Annotated in this window: 14 protein-coding genes and 2 pseudogenes; 13 read left to right on the forward strand and 3 right to left on the reverse strand. The window is 47.2% G+C overall.

Going from position 1 to position 15,871, the window contains the following annotated elements; all coding sequences use genetic code 11:
- From tla1 to QUE74_RS01340, 10 genes and pseudogenes are all read left to right on the forward strand, one after another.
- Window positions 1-765 (forward strand): toxin Tle1 chaperone Tla1, encoded by a 765-nt coding sequence (tla1, locus tag QUE74_RS01295; protein WP_000633878.1) that lies wholly within the window; start codon window positions 1-3, stop codon window positions 763-765.
- 343 nt (window positions 766-1,108) lie between these two features.
- Window positions 1,109-1,633: a Tli1a family immunity protein gene (tli1a, locus tag QUE74_RS01300; protein WP_001355133.1), complete on the forward strand. Its 525-nt coding sequence runs from the start codon at window positions 1,109-1,111 to the stop codon at window positions 1,631-1,633.
- A complete protein-coding gene (gene tli1a / locus QUE74_RS01305) occupies window positions 1,618-2,172 on the forward strand; it encodes a Tli1a family immunity protein (protein WP_000023343.1) in 555 nt (184 codons plus the stop codon). The genes tli1a (QUE74_RS01300) and tli1a (QUE74_RS01305) overlap by 16 nt, the downstream gene beginning before the upstream one ends.
- 14 nt (window positions 2,173-2,186) lie before the next feature.
- A complete protein-coding gene (tli1a, locus tag QUE74_RS01310; protein ID WP_001364119.1) occupies window positions 2,187-2,714 on the forward strand; it encodes a Tli1a family immunity protein in 528 nt (175 codons plus the stop codon).
- Window positions 2,699-4,798 carry a T6SS phospholipase effector Tle1-like catalytic domain-containing protein gene (locus QUE74_RS01315; protein WP_000093558.1) on the forward strand — a complete coding sequence of 700 codons (2,100 nt, stop codon included), beginning with the start codon at window positions 2,699-2,701 and terminating at the stop codon, window positions 4,796-4,798. Before tli1a (QUE74_RS01310) ends, QUE74_RS01315 begins: the two co-directional genes overlap by 16 nt.
- Window positions 4,799-5,431: 633 nt before the next feature.
- Window positions 5,432-6,754 (forward strand): group II intron reverse transcriptase/maturase, encoded by a 1,323-nt coding sequence (gene ltrA / locus QUE74_RS01320; protein WP_001100278.1) that lies wholly within the window; start codon window positions 5,432-5,434, stop codon window positions 6,752-6,754.
- A gap of 206 nt (window positions 6,755-6,960) precedes the next feature.
- Window positions 6,961-7,724 (forward strand): annotated as a pseudogene (locus QUE74_RS01325) (ISAs1 family transposase).
- A gap of 228 nt (window positions 7,725-7,952) precedes the next feature.
- Window positions 7,953-8,456, forward strand: a complete 504-nt coding sequence (locus QUE74_RS01330; RefSeq protein ID WP_000227715.1) for a hypothetical protein — start codon at window positions 7,953-7,955, stop codon at window positions 8,454-8,456.
- 90 nt (window positions 8,457-8,546) lie between these two features.
- Window positions 8,547-9,035 carry an integrating conjugative element protein gene (locus tag QUE74_RS01335; protein ID WP_001355139.1) on the forward strand — a complete coding sequence of 163 codons (489 nt, stop codon included), beginning with the start codon at window positions 8,547-8,549 and terminating at the stop codon, window positions 9,033-9,035.
- Window positions 9,036-9,060: 25 nt separating this feature from the next.
- Window positions 9,061-9,255 (forward strand): annotated as a pseudogene (locus QUE74_RS01340) (ISAs1 family transposase); the annotation flags it as partial.
- A 51-nt stretch (window positions 9,256-9,306) separates the two neighbouring features.
- Here QUE74_RS01340 and yafV read toward each other — a convergent pair.
- Complete coding sequence (gene yafV, locus QUE74_RS01345; RefSeq protein WP_001118006.1) at window positions 9,307-10,077, reverse strand: 2-oxoglutaramate amidase; 771 nt, start codon at window positions 10,075-10,077, stop codon at window positions 9,307-9,309.
- 180 nt (window positions 10,078-10,257) lie between these two features.
- Here yafV and ivy point away from each other — a divergent pair, with 180 nt between their 5' ends.
- Window positions 10,258-10,704: an Ivy family C-type lysozyme inhibitor gene (gene ivy / locus QUE74_RS01350; protein ID WP_001355140.1), complete on the forward strand. Its 447-nt coding sequence runs from the start codon at window positions 10,258-10,260 to the stop codon at window positions 10,702-10,704.
- A 42-nt stretch (window positions 10,705-10,746) separates the two neighbouring features.
- On the opposite strand, the gene fadE is transcribed toward ivy, so the two are convergent.
- Complete coding sequence (fadE, locus tag QUE74_RS01355) at window positions 10,747-13,191, reverse strand: acyl-CoA dehydrogenase FadE (protein ID WP_000973100.1); 2,445 nt, start codon at window positions 13,189-13,191, stop codon at window positions 10,747-10,749.
- A 239-nt stretch (window positions 13,192-13,430) separates the two neighbouring features.
- On the opposite strand from fadE, the gene lpcA reads away from it, so the two are divergent.
- Both lpcA and QUE74_RS01365 read left to right on the forward strand, forming a co-directional pair.
- Window positions 13,431-14,009, forward strand: coding sequence for a D-sedoheptulose 7-phosphate isomerase (lpcA, locus tag QUE74_RS01360; RefSeq protein ID WP_001355141.1), 579 nt, complete (start codon window positions 13,431-13,433; stop codon window positions 14,007-14,009).
- A 205-nt stretch (window positions 14,010-14,214) separates the two neighbouring features.
- On the forward strand, window positions 14,215-14,982 hold the full coding sequence (locus QUE74_RS01365; RefSeq protein WP_001355142.1) for a class II glutamine amidotransferase: 768 nt from the start codon (window positions 14,215-14,217) through the stop codon (window positions 14,980-14,982).
- On the opposite strand, the gene dpaA is transcribed toward QUE74_RS01365, so the two are convergent.
- On the reverse strand, window positions 14,953-15,693 hold the full coding sequence (gene dpaA, locus QUE74_RS01370) for a peptidoglycan meso-diaminopimelic acid protein amidase (RefSeq protein ID WP_001225679.1): 741 nt from the start codon (window positions 15,691-15,693) through the stop codon (window positions 14,953-14,955). The two genes, QUE74_RS01365 and dpaA, sit on opposite strands and share 30 nt — an antisense overlap.
- Between the last annotated feature and the right edge of the window lie 178 nt (window positions 15,694-15,871).

Genomic DNA, 15,871 nt, shown 5'->3' on the forward strand with positions numbered 1-15,871 from the left:
ATGATAACAGTATCGCCACACGCTACCGATCAAGACAAATATATTATCTGGCTGAAGCAGACTGAATCATTCTGTTCTGCCGCTGGTTTGGATTACATAGATGTGCTTGTTGACCAGGCTGGAACAGACCAACCTTTGCAAAATGATATGCTTCATCTGTCGCCAGCCATTCACTGGTATGCCCTGTTTGAAGGAACGCCTGAAGCTGAGACGATGGAGTATTCCCCTGTAGTGTTACGCCTGTACTTTGCGCTCAGTAGTCATCGCAAATTTCTGGCGCAACTGATGGCGTCATTTGCTGATACGCCGCGTCTTACTTTGTTGATATCCCCTCTTACATTCGACCTGCTGGGGCGGCATCTTCAGGTATTGTCACAGGTTCAGTGGGAAGAACAGACCGGATTGCTGCGTTACTATGATAATCGGGTGTTCCCTTTGCTGTTCACACATGTTTTGACCAACGAGCAGCAGGCGACATTTACTGATATTGCGTTGTTCTGGAGCTGGTTAGACCGTGATGGAGAGATTAACTGGAAATCAGGAAGTTTTTCACCAGAACGCAGGCTTACTGACAACCCGGAGATGAATCGGGTGGATGATGTACAGGTGGGATTGATGGGCTGTATCTGCGACGCTGAAGCCCTGATGAAGGAAAAAGCAGTCAGTGAACTCAGTCAGGAAAGCTATTTTGCCCACTGTCTTGATATTGCTTTCAGGGCCAATGACGCGAAATATTTTGGAGCTTTGCGGGACTTCGAAGGATAATATTGTAGTGATGTACGGGGAGATTTATCTGTTTAAAAGTCCGTAGCTGTTAATATCAAGAGATAATCGTAAAATAAGCGGAAAATCAAGCTCGACATGTAATGGTAGTATCCATCATGTTGCATTTGTGTTCGATCGTAATGTCAGTTCACTTGGCTGCAATATATTTTGCGTAATATCATCAATGCTCTGTCGATATTCCAATGTGTGACAATCAAAAGATATGCATTTTATTTGCTTCTTTGTCAAAACTTTGTTGTCGTAGAAATAACACCCATCAATTAAAATCTCTCAAAGTAAAAGAACCTGCAACATGTCCAGAAAAATAAGGAAAAGTATAAGTATGAGAGCGATTTTCAAATGTTATTCTCTAATTGTTTTATTTGTTGTATCAGGCTGTTCAATGGCGAAAAATAGCGGTGATTACACTGCTGTGGATATTAACGGGATAAATCATACGGATAAGGCTATAAATTATATACACATCAATGGTTACGGCGGACCAAATATTGGTCCATTCGGGGACGGTGGAGGATATTGTTGCGTTATGCTGCCAGATAAGTGGCATTCTGGATTAAAAGCCCGGGTCGAGTGGGAGGTTGATCCAAATACAGCTCCTCTGCCTCCAGGCAATAAGGACAGGGAGAAATTTGAAGCATGGAAGAAAGTTGCGCTAAACAGTTTTAGAAAATATTCAACAATTGTTGATATCCCGGAATATGATGCTGAGCTTTGTGGCCTGACGATTCATTTTCTAACGTGTAATCAGATTAAAGTGACAACCGTCTGCCAGAAATATGGTACACCAAATTATCCCATCAAAGAACCCCGCGAGATGAAGGAACCAGCAACATGTCCATCAAAATAAGGAAAAGTATAAGTATGAGAGCGATTTTCAAATGTTATTCTCTAATGATTTTATTTGCAGTATCAGGCTGTTCAATGGCGAGAAATAGCGGTGATTACACTGCTGGAGATATTAACGGGATAAATCATACGAATAAGGCTATAAATTATTTACACATCAATGGTTACGGTGGTCCAAATATTGCTCCATTCGGGGACGGTGGAGGATATTGTTGTGTTATGTTGCCAGATAAGTGGCATTCTGGATTAAAAGCCCGGGTTGAGTGGGAGGTTGATCCAAATACAGCTCCTCTGCCTCCAGGTTATGTGGACAGGGAGAAATTTGAAGCATGGAAGAAAGTTGCGCTAAACAGTTTTAGAAAATATTCAACAATTGTTGATATCCCGGAATACGGCGCTGAACGTTGTGGCCTGACCGTACATTTTCTGCCATGCGATCAGATAAAAGTGACAACCGTCTGCGAGGGTTATGGCACACCGAATTATCCCATCAAAGAACCCCGTGAGATGAAGGAACCTGCAACATGTCCAGCGAAATAAGGAAAAGTATCAGTATGAGAGCGATTTTCAAATGTTATTCTCTAATGATTTTATTTGCAGTATCAGGCTGTTCAATGGCAAAAAATAGCAGAGATTACACTGCTGTGGATATTAATGGGATAAATCATACGGATAAGGCTATAAATTATTTACACATCAATGGTTACGGTGGGCCAAATATTTCTCCATTCGGGGACGGTGGAGGATATTGTTGCGTTATGCTGCCAGATAAGTGGCGTGTGGGATTAAAGGCCCGGATTGAGTGGGAAGTAGACCCGAACCCCCTTGAACCTATTGCAATGAAAAAAGAAGGTTTTGGCTATGAAGAAGATGCGTATGCTAAACATGCTGCAAATTATCAAAAATATAAAGTAATTGTTGATATCCCGGAATACGATGCTGAGCTTTGTGGCCTGACCGTTCATTTTCTATCGTGCAATCAGATAAAAGTGACAACCGTCTGCCAGAAATATGGTACACCAAATTATCCTATCAAAGAACCCCGCGAGATGAAGGAACCTGCAACATGTCCAGCGAAATAAGTGGTCTGGCTTTTCCGTGTTATGCCCCCCCGGTGTTCCCTGAAGATGGGCGATTAATATTATCTGAAGCGCAGGTAAACGCGAACTACCTGAAACAAATCAATAAAACAGAGGAGCACAAAACCAACTGTAGTAAACAGGCTGGATTTAGAATTGGCTTTACATGTAGTCAAAGTCTGCATATTAGTCTGTTTTTTGATGGTACAAATAATAATGAATATAATGACACAAAAGCCTCTCATCCAACCAATATTGCGAAATTATTCCACGCAAGTATTAAAGACCGTAATGCTGGGTATTTTTCCTATTACATACCTGGTGTAGGCACACCATTTCCCAAGATAGGTGAAATGGATTACAGCAACAGCGGACTGGAATTTGCCACCGGTGGTGAAGACCGAATTAATTGGGCATTATTACGTCTCGTGGATGCCCTTAGCTATGCTATTGACCCAACCCAAAATGGACTGAATGAGAAGGTGGCAAAAGAGCACATTCCTCTTATGCGTGCTCCTTGGCCGATGACTGGTGAAGTGAATCGTCGCAATGTGATTAACCCCTACCTGGAAAAATTACAGGGACAGTTAGAACAAGCTAGTCCGCGCCTGCTAAACGTAAGGCTGTTTATCTACGGATTTTCCCGTGGCGCAGCGGAAGCACGAACTTTTGTTAACTGGTTGACTCAGTTAGCTTGCCCGCAGAGGCAACAGGTGATGCTGGCCGGTTTAGCTGTCAGTATTGAGTTTTTGGGGCTGCTGGATACCGTAGCTTCTGTGGGGGCGGCGCATGTTTTACCGGGCGCAGCCGGTCATATGGGATGGGCCGATAGTACTCAGCAACTCCCTGATGAGACGCAGTTTCCCGGCCTGATTAAATGCTGCCGCCACTTCGTCGCTGCGCATGAACAGCGGTTGTGCTTTCCGCTGGATTCAATCCGTCGTCCTGAAGGCAATTATCCTTTATATGCAGAGGAAGTTATCTATCCGGGGATGCACTCTGATGTCGGTGGTGGCTATCCCGTTCGCGATCAGGGGAAGTCCTGTGGTGACTCAGGCGAAATTCTTTCTCAGATAGCCCTGCATGATATGTATCTTGCTGCATTTGATTCAGGAGCACCACTTGCTGTTTATTCTAAATTTGTTACTCCATTAATAAAAGGTGTGTCGCCTCTGCGAATTATGAGTCCTTCTAGCGTAAAGGAATTTACGATTGCTAATTCATTAACAAAACGCTTCAACATCTGGCGACAAACGCTGCTGAACACCACCTTGCAGGGTACAGAAGAAATGATTGATACGAGGGAAGGTTATCACCCCTATCAACTTGCCCAGGTTCTTGAAAGCGCAATTAGCGATCAGATCGGCTGGATCACCGCCTGGCGTATCGGTCGCTATGCGAACAACAGCCTTCTTGTGCAACCTTTTTATATTAAGGCGCCACAGCTGGATAAAGATGGACTTGATAAAGAGGCCCAAGCGCGCGAAGAACAAATGGAAAATATCGAAAAAGAGCGGGCGAACACGCAGAAAGGCAATGGCACACTTGATGAAAGTAATCAGGGCATACCTATCCTTGACCCGACGAACGCTCAGTACCAATTGCGAGAGGCAGCCCGAGAATTTCAGAGCGATTATAAAGGATGGACGCGCGATATTAACGGCAGCGTCACGGAGAAAGCCATTCAGATTCTTGTGGATGTCATTCCTAAATATCCGGTGTATCTGATTAATGGCGATGATGAAGCAAAGGAATATCAACAAATTAAGGCTATGGGAAACGGACTCTATCCACAATTTTTTATTGATTCACTGGGAACGGGAACGCGAACGCGAACTCAGCCCTGCGCTGAATTACTGGCTCTCTATGATGACCAGGTTCACGACTCCCGCGCCTGGTTTATGCAAAGTTCGCTGGGTGGACGCGAACCCTGGGGCGGTTATTTTCGCTACCGCATGATTTACTTCGGTGATGAGGCTAATAAAGAGCTGAAGCTAATCTCTGCAGATGGCAAAGTTGTTGGCGATCAGCCCACATCCAACCGGGTCATTTATTGGATGGAATCGAAAACGGTGAGCCGAGGTTAAGTTTATAAGATTGAGGGGTTGGAGACCGGGAAAATGTAGACATGTAGTGCCTAATCACCCCAGTTCAAACCCATCCGCATCCCGCCATGCCGGAAACTTCACTCTGTACTCCCAGGGAAAGGTCAAGTAATCAGGGAAAGATCATCGTGTGCCGTAGGCACAAAGATGCAAAACGGGACGTTTTGCATGTAATAAGCATAAGCTTGTGAAGAGATGGTGGCAGGCCCACCGGGATCTGCTGTCGGAAGTCGGTCCCAAACAACCCCGGCTGCTGTGGTAAAGAGCCATGGTAGTGAGCGCAGGGGGAACGATCAGACGAGATCTGATCCTATGTGAGATACAGTGAGATGAGTAAACCCGAACCTGTGTTGAAACGTCGTTAGTCCTAAGTGACATCAAAACCGGAGGTTTCGTGATACCGCCGGGATTAATTTACGGGTGAATTCCGAATGCTGCGTGAATGGTGTCCGGTGTATAGCAGGCATGACGCTGTATCAGGCTCTTTGCAGGAACTACGGGAACCGGTCGTCGCAATTTCAAGAGAGAAATACAAATAACCGAAATTATGAGTATGAGAGTATCGATGTGCGAAACCGGGGCAGAGCTGTTCGTAGTAGTGAGGAAGCGTTTGTAATGAACGTGGAGCGAAGGGACAGCGTCGGGCAGTCTGCATCACAGCCCAACTGTAGGCAGGAGGAGGCTGTGTGTGAACAGACAAAACCGTTTCAGGTCAGTAAATTGCATGTGGTGGAAGCGTACCGGCGGATAAAGGCGAATGCCGGAGCTGCCGGAGTGGATAACCAGACGCTGAAAGATTTTGAGCGGGATCTGAAAGGAAATCTGTACAAAATCTGGAACAGGTTATCGTCGGGAAGCTGGATGCCGCCGCCAGTGCGTGCGGTGGAAATTCCGAAGAAGGATGGCAGCAAAAGACTTTTAGGAATACCGACAGTAAGCGATCGAATAGCGCAGATGACGGTGCTGGTAACGTTTGAACCATTAGTGGAGCGTTATTTCCTGAATGATTCATACGGATACCGGCATGGAAAATCAGCGCTGGATGCAATAGCAGTCACCAGAAAACGTTGCTGGCAATACGACTGGTGTCTTGAGTTTGATATTAAAGGGTTATTCGATAATATCTCCCACGATTTATTACTCAGGGCAGTAGATAAACATTGTGCGGATAAATGGGTAAGACTGTCTATTCGCCGGTGGCTGACAGCGCCGGTGCAGATGCCGGATGGAACACTGAAGGAAAGAAATAAAGGTACGCCACAGGGTGGAGTCATCAGCCCGGTACTGGCGAATTTATTTCTGCACTATGTGTTTGATAAATGGCTGACGTTACATTATCCGGAAATTCCCTGGTGCCGTTATGCAGATGATGGATTAATTCATTGTGGCAGTAAACAACAGGCAGAGGAATTACTGAATAAGCTGGCAAAACGTTTTCAGGAATGTGGACTGGAATTACATCCGGAGAAAACGAAAATAGTTTACTGCAAAGACAGCGAACGACAGGCGAACCATGAAACAGTGCAGTTTGATTTTCTGGGGTATACGTTCAGAGCGCGAAGAGCACGTAACCACCGGCGGGGAAACCTCTTTACGAGTTTCAGCCCGGCGGCGAGTAACCGTGCGCAGAAAGGCATGATTGGAAAACTCAGGAAACTGTGGATCAGACGCAGGGTGGAGATGAGTCTCGAAGATATTGCGAAGTGGCTGAATCCGATAATATCGGGGTGGCTGAATTATTACGCGAGATACCACAAATCAGCGATGAAGAAAGTATGCAGATATATTAATCTGACGCTGATTGCGTGGGCGAGAAAGAAATATAAAACCCTGCGGTATAGAAAGACGAAGGCGTGTCAGCTAATGGAAAGGCTGTCAAAAGAGAAGCCGGAGTTGTTTGCCCACTGGAAAGCAGGACCAGGAAGCGCGTTTGCCTGACGGGAGCCGTATGAAGCGAGAGTTTCACGTACGGTTCTGCGAGAGGCTGTCGGGGAGGTTCCGGTGGCCTACTCACTTAACGCTGCTTTTTTGTACTAAATAATTCGCATTTTATGTTTAAAAATTGAGATATTCCTCATTACCTGAAGCTGTTTTTTATTGCTTATACATGATCAAATACTCCTTACATAATTAAGGAGAACAAAATGGAACTTAAAAAATTGATGGAACATATTTCTATTATCCCCGATTACAGACAAGCCTGGAAAGTGGAGCATAAATTATCGGATATTCTACTGTTGACTATTTGCGCCGTTATTTCGGGTGCAGAAGGCTGGGAAGATATAGAGGATTTCGGGGAAACTCATCTCGATTTTTTGAAGCAATATGGTGATTTTGAAAATGGTATTCCTGTTCACGATACTATTGCCAGAGTTGTATCATGTATCAGTCCTGCAAAATTTCACGAATGCTTTATTAACCGGATGCGTGAATGTCATTCTTCAGATGATAAAGACGTCATTGCAATTGATGGAAAAACGCTCCGGCACTCTTATGATAAAACTCGTCACAAGGGAGCAACTTATGTCATTAAAATCCGTCTTCATATTGTTTGCATGTCTCTGATGAATTTATTGATTTTACGTTTGAATGGAAAGGGCTGAAGAAATTATGCATGGCAGTCTCATTTCGCTCAATAATAGCAGAACAAAAGAAAAATCCCGAAATGACGGTCAGATATTATAGCATTTCTGCTGATTTAACCGCAGAGAAGTTCGCCACAGCGAACCGAAATCACTGGCAAGTGGAGAATAAATTGCACTGGCATCTGGAAGTGGTAATGAATAAAGACGACTTCAAAATAAGAAGAGGAAATGCAGCATAATTATTTTCAGGGATACGGAAGATCGCTATTAATATTTTAACGAAAGATAAGATACTCAAGGCAGGGGCAAGATGTAAGATGTGAAAAGCAGCTGCGGACAGAGACTACCTCGCGTCAGCCCTTGCGGGGGCGGGCTTTCGTAATCTTGCTCTACAAGGGATGATAAAAAGTGCAACTTTATTCCACGCAGCTATTTAGACAGCGTACAGTAAACAAACGAAAGTTGTTATTTCAATGGTCAGGGCAAGAGCATGATGTGTTTACTACACACTATGCTCTTGTCCTGGAGTCAGGTCTTGTTTGGAGGGATAAATGGTAGATATTGTCGAGGCCGATAAAACGGATATTTATTTCATTCAGGAGAGTGTTTATGGCAAAATCGGGTTGCCATCTTTTGGTAATACAATAGGACCATCCGCACAGCAGGTTGTTAAAAAGGTATTCGCTGTCGTTAAAGAACGAGATAAAACACATGCAAAACAGAGATTATTGTTGGAATATAATGGTAACAAACTCTGGATGAATGCTATTGATGGCAGTGAAGCTATCCTACCAATAGAATTTTCTAAGCGATACGAACTTTCATTATTCAATACTACTAATTTTGGAGAAGATCCTTTTCCTGATGTTAATTTATATAATAATATGAAATCAAGTTTTTTTGTAAGGTTTGGTGGAACATCCCATCCCGAGGCTTGGGCTATTTATAATGCAAGTACGAAAGAGGTTAAATATATAGAAACTGCAAGAGAAATTGATAAAATATTCAGTGATTTTAACTTGAGTGGTACATTGCCAATTCACATTGGTCAATGATTTTTTAAACTGTGTGATTAAATAATTGAACATTAATGATGATTTATAGCATCATTATTCTATAACATGAATAAACGGATTGAATTTGTTATGTTAAAAATGAGTTTATACGTAATAATATTGTTATTTTCCTCTCAGATTAGTGCAGCCATTACTAGCAAGGAAAGTGAGGTTGTTTCACCATTATTAATGGATGTTAATTCTTCACTAACAATGGAAAATATTTCTGAATTATCCACATCATCGGAACCATCGCAACAGGGGGTATTTCCTGTAATATGTACTCGACTTCATCCTGGTTCCGTAATGAAACGCCAGTTATTAACCGGCTGGGGGCCTGTTTTTATAATTGGTGATGATCCTTTTTCTCTGCGCTGGATGAGTGAACATCTGGAGATCCTTAAATCGCTAAATGCCCTTGGTTTGGTTGTTAATGTTGAATCAGTAGAACGAATGGAGGTATTACAGCAGCGGGCTGATGGGTTATTGTTATTGCCAGTTATCTGCGATAATTTCGTGCAAACTCTGCAATTAAATGCGTATCCGGTATTAATCACAGAGATGGAAATATCACAATGATTAATAACATAATTACTGCAAATAATATCGTAATTTTGAAAATGGTAATCCTGTTCACGGCACCATAATTAGAGTTATGTCTTGTATCCGTTCAGTATAATTTCACGAATGCTTTATTAACCGGATGCGTGAATGTCATTCTTCAGATGACAAAGACGTCATCGCGATTGATGGAAAAGCACTTCCACACTCCTATGATAAAAGTGGTCGCAGGAGAGCGGGCTTTCGTAGTCATACCCCAACTCTCCCCGGCCCTAAACACAACCCCCACTCACCACAACCTAAACTCATCCGCATCCCGCCATGCCGGAAACTTTTCGCGATATTCCCTTAACACCGCCATCGACAGCTCCGCATCAATGCGCGTTGCCTGATGCGCGTCGGCAGTAGCGATAATCTCGCCCTGTGGATTAATCACCCGGCTGTCACCGCGATAATGGCAGCCGTTGCCATCGCTGCCGACGCGATTGCATCCCGCCACATACGCCTGATTCTCAATCGCGCGGGCTGTCAGCAATGCCTGCCAGTGCAGAGAGCGTGGGGCAGGCCAGTTGGCGACGTAGATGGCGAGGTCATAATCGTTGAGATTGCGCGACCACACCGGAAAACGCAGGTCGTAGCACACCAGCGGCAAAATACGCCAGCCGCGCCATTCCACAATCACTCGCGCATTGCCCGCTTTATAATGCAGATGCTCATCTGCCATTCGGAACAGATGACGCTTATCATAAAAATGTACCGTGCCGCCCGGCTCAACCAGCAAAAAGCGGTTAACCGAACCAGACTCCGTTTGTAATGCAACACTGCCTGCAATCAGCGCATTGCACTGCTGCGCTTTAGCTGTCATCCAGTTCACTACGTCATCTTGTGCTAGCGACGAAGCTGCCGCTTCCATGGCAAAGCCGCTGGTAAACATCTCCGGTAGAACGATCACATCGCGCCCGGTAATACCTTCCAGTTGACGATCAAAATGGCGCAGGTTGGCAAGACCATCCATCCACACCAGTGGTTGCTGCAAAAGCGTAATCTTCAAACCAGGCACGGTGTACAACTCCTTTATGCGAAGGGTTTTATAACTTTAACACCTTATCAGGCAGTTGCCTTAGCGCAGAATAAATTGATAACAAATGCTGATATTGGAAATATCTGATTTGCAAATTATCGTGTTGTCGCCAGGCTTTAGGAGGTTAATAACATGGGCAGGATAAGCTCGGGAGGAATGATGTTTAAGGCAATAACAACAGTCGCCGCTCTGGTCATCGCCACCAGTGCAATGGCGCAGGATGATTTAACCATTAGCAGCCTTGCAAAGGGCGAAACCACCAACGCTGCATTTAGTCAGATGGTGCAAGGGCATAAGCTGCCAGCCTGGGTGATGAAAGGCGGTACTTATACCCCCGCACAAACCGTGACATTGGGAGATGAGACGTATCAGGTGATGAGCGCGTGCAAACCGCATGACTGTGGCTCGCAACGTATCGCTGTGATGTGGTCCGAGAAATCTAATCAGATGACGGGGCTGTTCTCGACCATTGATGAGAAAACCTCGCAAGAGAAACTCACCTGGTTGAATGTGAATGATGCGCTTTCGATTGATGGTAAAACGGTGCTATTCGCGGCGTTGACCGGCAGCCTGGAAAACCATCCGGATGGCTTTAATTTTAAATAATTAGCGGATAAAGAAACGGAGCCTTTCGGCTCCGTTATTCAATTACGCGGCTTCAACTTTCCGCACTTTCTCCGGCAACTTTACCGGCTTCGTCGCCAGCTCTTCCGGATCAAAGTCATCAACGTTAATACTGCGCAGACGACTCTCTTCAGCTTTCACCAGAATAGCGGCTTCATCTTTATCAATCAGCCCCTTCGCCAGCGCGTTATGCGCCAGTTCATCCAGACGGGTAAACGGCAGGTTTTTACCCAGATCTTTACAGATCCGCTGATGAATTGGGTCGGCGGCAATCACATCCACCAGCGCCTCTTCCAGTAAACCAACCGGGTTATGCTCGCTCGGCGTCAGGTACTGACCGCGACCAATACGTGAACGGGTGGCGTTAGGCACTTGTAAAATCTTCGCCACCTTATGATCCAGCTTGTCAGACGGTGCCAGATAATGGCGTCCGGTCGGGAAGATCACCACATTCAGCAGCCCGGCAACCACGCGGTTCGGGAAGTTTTGCAGTAAATCATCCATCGCCTGTTCAGCCTGATACAGCGCATCCTGTACGCCCCAGTGCACCAGCGGCAGATCGGCTTCATTACGGCCTTCGTCGTCATAACGCTTCAGAACGGCAGAGGCGAGGTAAAGCTGGCTTAAAATATCCCCCAGACGTGCCGAGATGCGTTCGCGACGTTTCAGGCTGCCGCCCAACACCGCCATCGACACATCAGAAAGCAGGGCGAGGTTGGCACTCAGGCGGTTCAGGTGCTGATAATAACGTTTAGTGGCATCGCCGGTTGGTGTGCTGCTGGTTAAACCGCGCGTCAGGCCCAGCCAGAAGCTGCGAACTTTGTTACTGCAGACGTGGCCGATATGTTTGAATAGCAGTTTATCGAATGCGTTAACGTCATTGTTCTTCGCCGCTTCCATCTCTTCCAGCACGTACGGATGGCAACGAATCGCTCCCTGACCGAAGATCATCATGCTGCGGGTCAGAATGTTGGCCCCTTCAACGGTGATGGCAATCGGTGCGCCCTGGTAAGCACGGGCCAGGAAGTTGCTTTGCCCGAGCATAATGCCTTTGCCCCCGGTGATATCCATCGCATCAATAATCGACTGCTGCCCGCGGTGGGTACAGTGATACTTAACGATAGCCGACAGCACGGCAGGTTTTTCACCGAGCATAATGCCGTAGGTAATCAGCGATGCCGCAGCATCCATCACGTAGGCATTACCGGCAATACGCGCCAGCGGCTCTTCAATCCCTTCCATCTTACCGATAGAGATTTTGAACTGACGGCGAATGTGCGCATACGCGCCCGTTGCCAGTGCTACCGATTTCACGCCGCCGGTTGAGTTGGAAGGTAGGGTGATGCCGCGGCCCACGGAGAGACACTCCACCAGCATCCGCCAGCCTTGCCCGGCCATTTTTGGTCCGCCGATAATGTAGTCGATCGGTACGAAGACATCTTTACCTCGCGTCGGTCCGTTCTGGAACGGTACGTTCAGCGGGAAGTGGCGACGACCAATTTCCACGCCTGGCGTGGTGGTCGGGATAAGTGCACAGGTAATGCCTAAATCTTCTGCGCCACCCAGCAGTTTTTCCGGGTCGGAAAGTTTAAACGCCAGCCCAAGCACGGTCGCAATTGGCGCGAGCGTAATGTAGCGTTTGTTCCAGGTCAGTCGCATCCCCAGCACCTGCTGGCCCTGCCATTCACCCATGCAGACAATCCCGGTATCCGGAATCGCGCCCGCATCGGAACCCGCTTCCGGGCTGGTCAGTGCAAAGCAAGGGAGCTCCTGACCACGCGCCAGACGCGGCAGATAGTGATTTTTCTGCTCGTCAGTGCCGTAATGTTGCAGCAGCTCGCCCGGGCCTAATGAGTTCGGCACGCCGACGGTAATCGCCAGGATCCCGCTCACGCCGGAGAGTTTTTGCAGCACACGAGATTGGGCATAAGCCGAGAACTCCAGCCCGCCGTACTCTTTTTTGATGATCATCGCGAAGAAGCGATGCTCTTTAAGGTACGCCCACAGCTCCGGCGGCAAATCAGCCAGCTCATGAGTAATCTGGAAATCATTCGCCATCCGGCAGGCTTCTTCTACCGGGCCGTCGAGAAACGCTTGCTCTTCTGCGGTCAGGCGCGGCTGCGGATAGTTATGCAGCTTTTTCCAGTCCGGCTTACCCTGGAACAAGTCGCCTTCCCACCAGGTAGTGCCTGCATCAATCGCTTCTTTTTCAGTGCGTGACATCGGTGGCATCACCTTACGGAATCCACGAAATACCGGCGCAGAAATCATCGACTTACGCATAGGCGCAAAGTTAAACGGTACGAGGATAATGGCCAGAGGCACCAGTACCCACGCCGACCACAGACCAGCGACGCCGAGGGCGGCTGTCCAGGCGAGCAAAATCAGACTGCTGATAAATAAGCTCACGCGGTGATAGAACAACGCGCCGAGCAGGACAACCGTAGCGAGAATACTCAAAATCATCATAACGAAAAGCCCCTTACTTGTAGGAGGTCTGACCACTTGTGATGATATGGTTGTAGTGGATGTAAAAACATTTAGCAATGTGTTTACAATATAATTACAACAAAGCTCACATTGTTGCTGTTTTTATCCGCACTTCAGGTCAAAAAGTCCTGGTCATCGCACCTGCCCGTACTTCTCGCTTTTGGCGGTATCCGGTACACTGCATTTTGTCTATTACATTTATGCTGAAGGATATCCTCATGTACCAGGATCTTATTCGTAACGAACTGAACGAAGCGGCGGAAACGCTGGCTAACTTTTTAAAAGATGACGCCAATATTCACGCCATTCAGCGCGCGGCGGTCCTGTTAGCAGATAGCTTTAAAGCCGGTGGTAAGGTGCTTTCCTGCGGTAATGGCGGTTCCCATTGCGACGCCATGCACTTTGCCGAAGAGTTGACGGGGCGCTACCGTGAAAACCGTCCGGGCTATCCGGCGATTGCTATTTCTGACGTTAGTCATATTTCCTGCGTCGGTAATGATTTCGGTTTCAATGATATTTTCTCCCGCTACGTTGAAGCGGTAGGTCGCGAAGGCGATGTATTGCTGGGGATCTCCACCTCTGGTAACTCTGCAAACGTGATCAAAGCGATCTCGGCGGCGCGTGAGAAGGGGATGAAAGTGATCACCCTGACGGGTAAAGACGGCGGCAAAATGGCTGGCGCGGCGGATATCGAAATTCGCGTTCCGCACTTTGGTTATGCCGACCGCATTCAGGAGATCCACATTAAAGTGATCCATATCCTGATCCAGTTAATTGAAAAAGAGATGGTTAAGTAAGTCTGGCGTAGGCTGGATAAGGCGTTTACGCCGCATCCGGCACTTGTGCGCTGATGCCTGATGCGACGCTGACGCGTCTTATCATGCCTACAAATCTGTACCCGAACCGTAGGCCGAATAATGCGTTCACGCTGCATCCGACCTGAAAATTCTTAAATCAATCTTCGCCGGGGGCCATGCGCTCCCGCTGTTGTGGAGGTTACCCATGTGCGAATTGCTCGGGATGAGCGCTAACGTCCCTACCGATATCTGCTTTAGTTTCACCGGTCTGGTGCAGCGTGGTGGTGGAACCGGGCCACATAAAGATGGCTGGGGCATTACCTTTTACGAAGGTAAAGGCTGTCGCACATTTAAAGATCCGCAACCCAGCTTTAATTCCCCTATCGCTAAACTGGTCCAGGACTATCCAATCAAATCCTGCTCGGTAATTGCTCATATTCGCCAGGCGAATCGGGGCGAGGTGGCACTGGAAAATACTCATCCGTTTACCCGCGAGTTATGGGGACGCAACTGGACTTATGCCCATAACGGGCAACTGACGGGGTACAAGTCACTGGAAACCGGCAACTTCCGCCCGGTAGGTGAAACCGACAGCGAAAAAGCCTTTTGCTGGCTGCTGCATAAATTAACGCAGCGTTACCCACGCACACCGGGCAACATGGCGGCAGTGTTTAAATATATCGCCTCACTGGCGGATGAACTGCGGCAGAAGGGCGTTTTCAACATGCTGCTTTCTGACGGGCGCTATGTAATGGCGTATTGCTCGACTAATTTACACTGGATCACCCGCCGCGCGCCGTTTGGCGTGGCAACGTTGCTGGATCAGGATGTGGAAATCGACTTCAGCTCGCAGACCACACCGAATGATGTGGTCACGGTGATTGCGACACAGCCGCTGACGGGCAATGAAACCTGGCAAAAGATTATGCCAGGCGAATGGCGCTTATTTTGCCTCGGGGAGCGTGTAGTTTGATGCCAGTTGTGGCTGCACAACTTCGTGGCTTAACGGCTTGCTGACCACGTAACGGCCATTGACCACAGAAACGGTCGGTGGCTTACGGGTCTGTTCAAAGTAGTCGTAACCCGGCTTCAGTTGCTCCCAGAAGTCCTTAAAGTTGGAATATTTATGGCGCTTCATATTGGCGTCGGTCATGCGGAACGGGTAAATACTCACTTGCACGCTCGGCTGACCAAACACCAGCGCACCAGTAACGAACTGGAAGATCTCATCAATACCTTGATTGGTCATTGCGTAGCAGCCGATGGAAACACAATCGCCGTGGATCATCAGGTATTTCCCTTCATAACCATGCGCACGGTCATAGGCATTGGGGAAACCAATATTAATCGCTTTGTAGTAACGGCTGTCTGGTTTTAACTGATTACGCTGGACGCTATAAAACCCTTCCGGGCTTTTGAAATCGCCCTGACGCTGTTTTGGCCCTAAGCCGCCGGAATATTTACAGATTTTATAACTGTCGAGCAGCTGATATTGCTCGCCCATTTTGACGTAGAGATCGAGCGTACGTTCTTCCTTGAAGATCTGGATGTAGACAGGGGATCCCATCAACTGCTGCTTATACTCTTTGCTCACTGGCGTGGTCGAGCTACTGCTGCCCAGCAAACCGGCAAACGAAACGCACGGGATCAACAACATCGCAAGAATTAATGCGATTTTACGCATACTGCTTATTCCTTGATAAAACGGTTACACACGCCAGGACGGCAAAATGGATCCCAAATCGGAATAGTCTGGATTTGGAAGGCTCACATTATCACCAAAAGAGTTTTACGCAAGCCTGTCGGCGCAGGGTTTACAAATTTAGCACAAGGGCAGTTTTCATTAGTCCGAAAAGCGCATG

It is taken from the genome of Escherichia sp. 10290 (assembly GCF_030295155.1).
Lineage (GTDB): Bacteria > Pseudomonadota > Gammaproteobacteria > Enterobacterales > Enterobacteriaceae > Escherichia > Escherichia coli_F.

Bases quoted from the DNA above. Each gene is read 5' to 3' on its own strand.
- tli1a (WP_000023343.1), top strand. From the start codon at position 1,618: ATGTCCATCAAAATAAGGAAAAGTATAAGTATGAGAGCGATTTTCAAA.
- ltrA (WP_001100278.1), top strand. From the start codon at position 5,432: ATGAACGTGGAGCGAAGGGACAGCGTCGGGCAGTCTGCATCACAGCCC.
- tli1a (WP_001355133.1), top strand. From the start codon at position 1,109: ATGAGAGCGATTTTCAAATGTTATTCTCTAATTGTTTTATTTGTTGTA.
- lpcA (WP_001355141.1), top strand. From the start codon at position 13,431: ATGTACCAGGATCTTATTCGTAACGAACTGAACGAAGCGGCGGAAACG.
- dpaA (WP_001225679.1), bottom strand. From the start codon at position 15,693: ATGCGTAAAATCGCATTAATTCTTGCGATGTTGTTGATCCCGTGCGTT.
- QUE74_RS01315 (WP_000093558.1), top strand. From the start codon at position 2,699: ATGTCCAGCGAAATAAGTGGTCTGGCTTTTCCGTGTTATGCCCCCCCG.
- tla1 (WP_000633878.1), top strand. From the start codon at position 1: ATGATAACAGTATCGCCACACGCTACCGATCAAGACAAATATATTATC.
- tli1a (WP_001364119.1), top strand. From the start codon at position 2,187: ATGAGAGCGATTTTCAAATGTTATTCTCTAATGATTTTATTTGCAGTA.
- QUE74_RS01335 (WP_001355139.1), top strand. From the start codon at position 8,547: ATGTTAAAAATGAGTTTATACGTAATAATATTGTTATTTTCCTCTCAG.
- QUE74_RS01365 (WP_001355142.1), top strand. From the start codon at position 14,215: ATGTGCGAATTGCTCGGGATGAGCGCTAACGTCCCTACCGATATCTGC.
- ivy (WP_001355140.1), top strand. From the start codon at position 10,258: ATGTTTAAGGCAATAACAACAGTCGCCGCTCTGGTCATCGCCACCAGT.
- fadE (WP_000973100.1), bottom strand. From the start codon at position 13,191: ATGATGATTTTGAGTATTCTCGCTACGGTTGTCCTGCTCGGCGCGTTG.
- QUE74_RS01330 (WP_000227715.1), top strand. From the start codon at position 7,953: ATGGTAGATATTGTCGAGGCCGATAAAACGGATATTTATTTCATTCAG.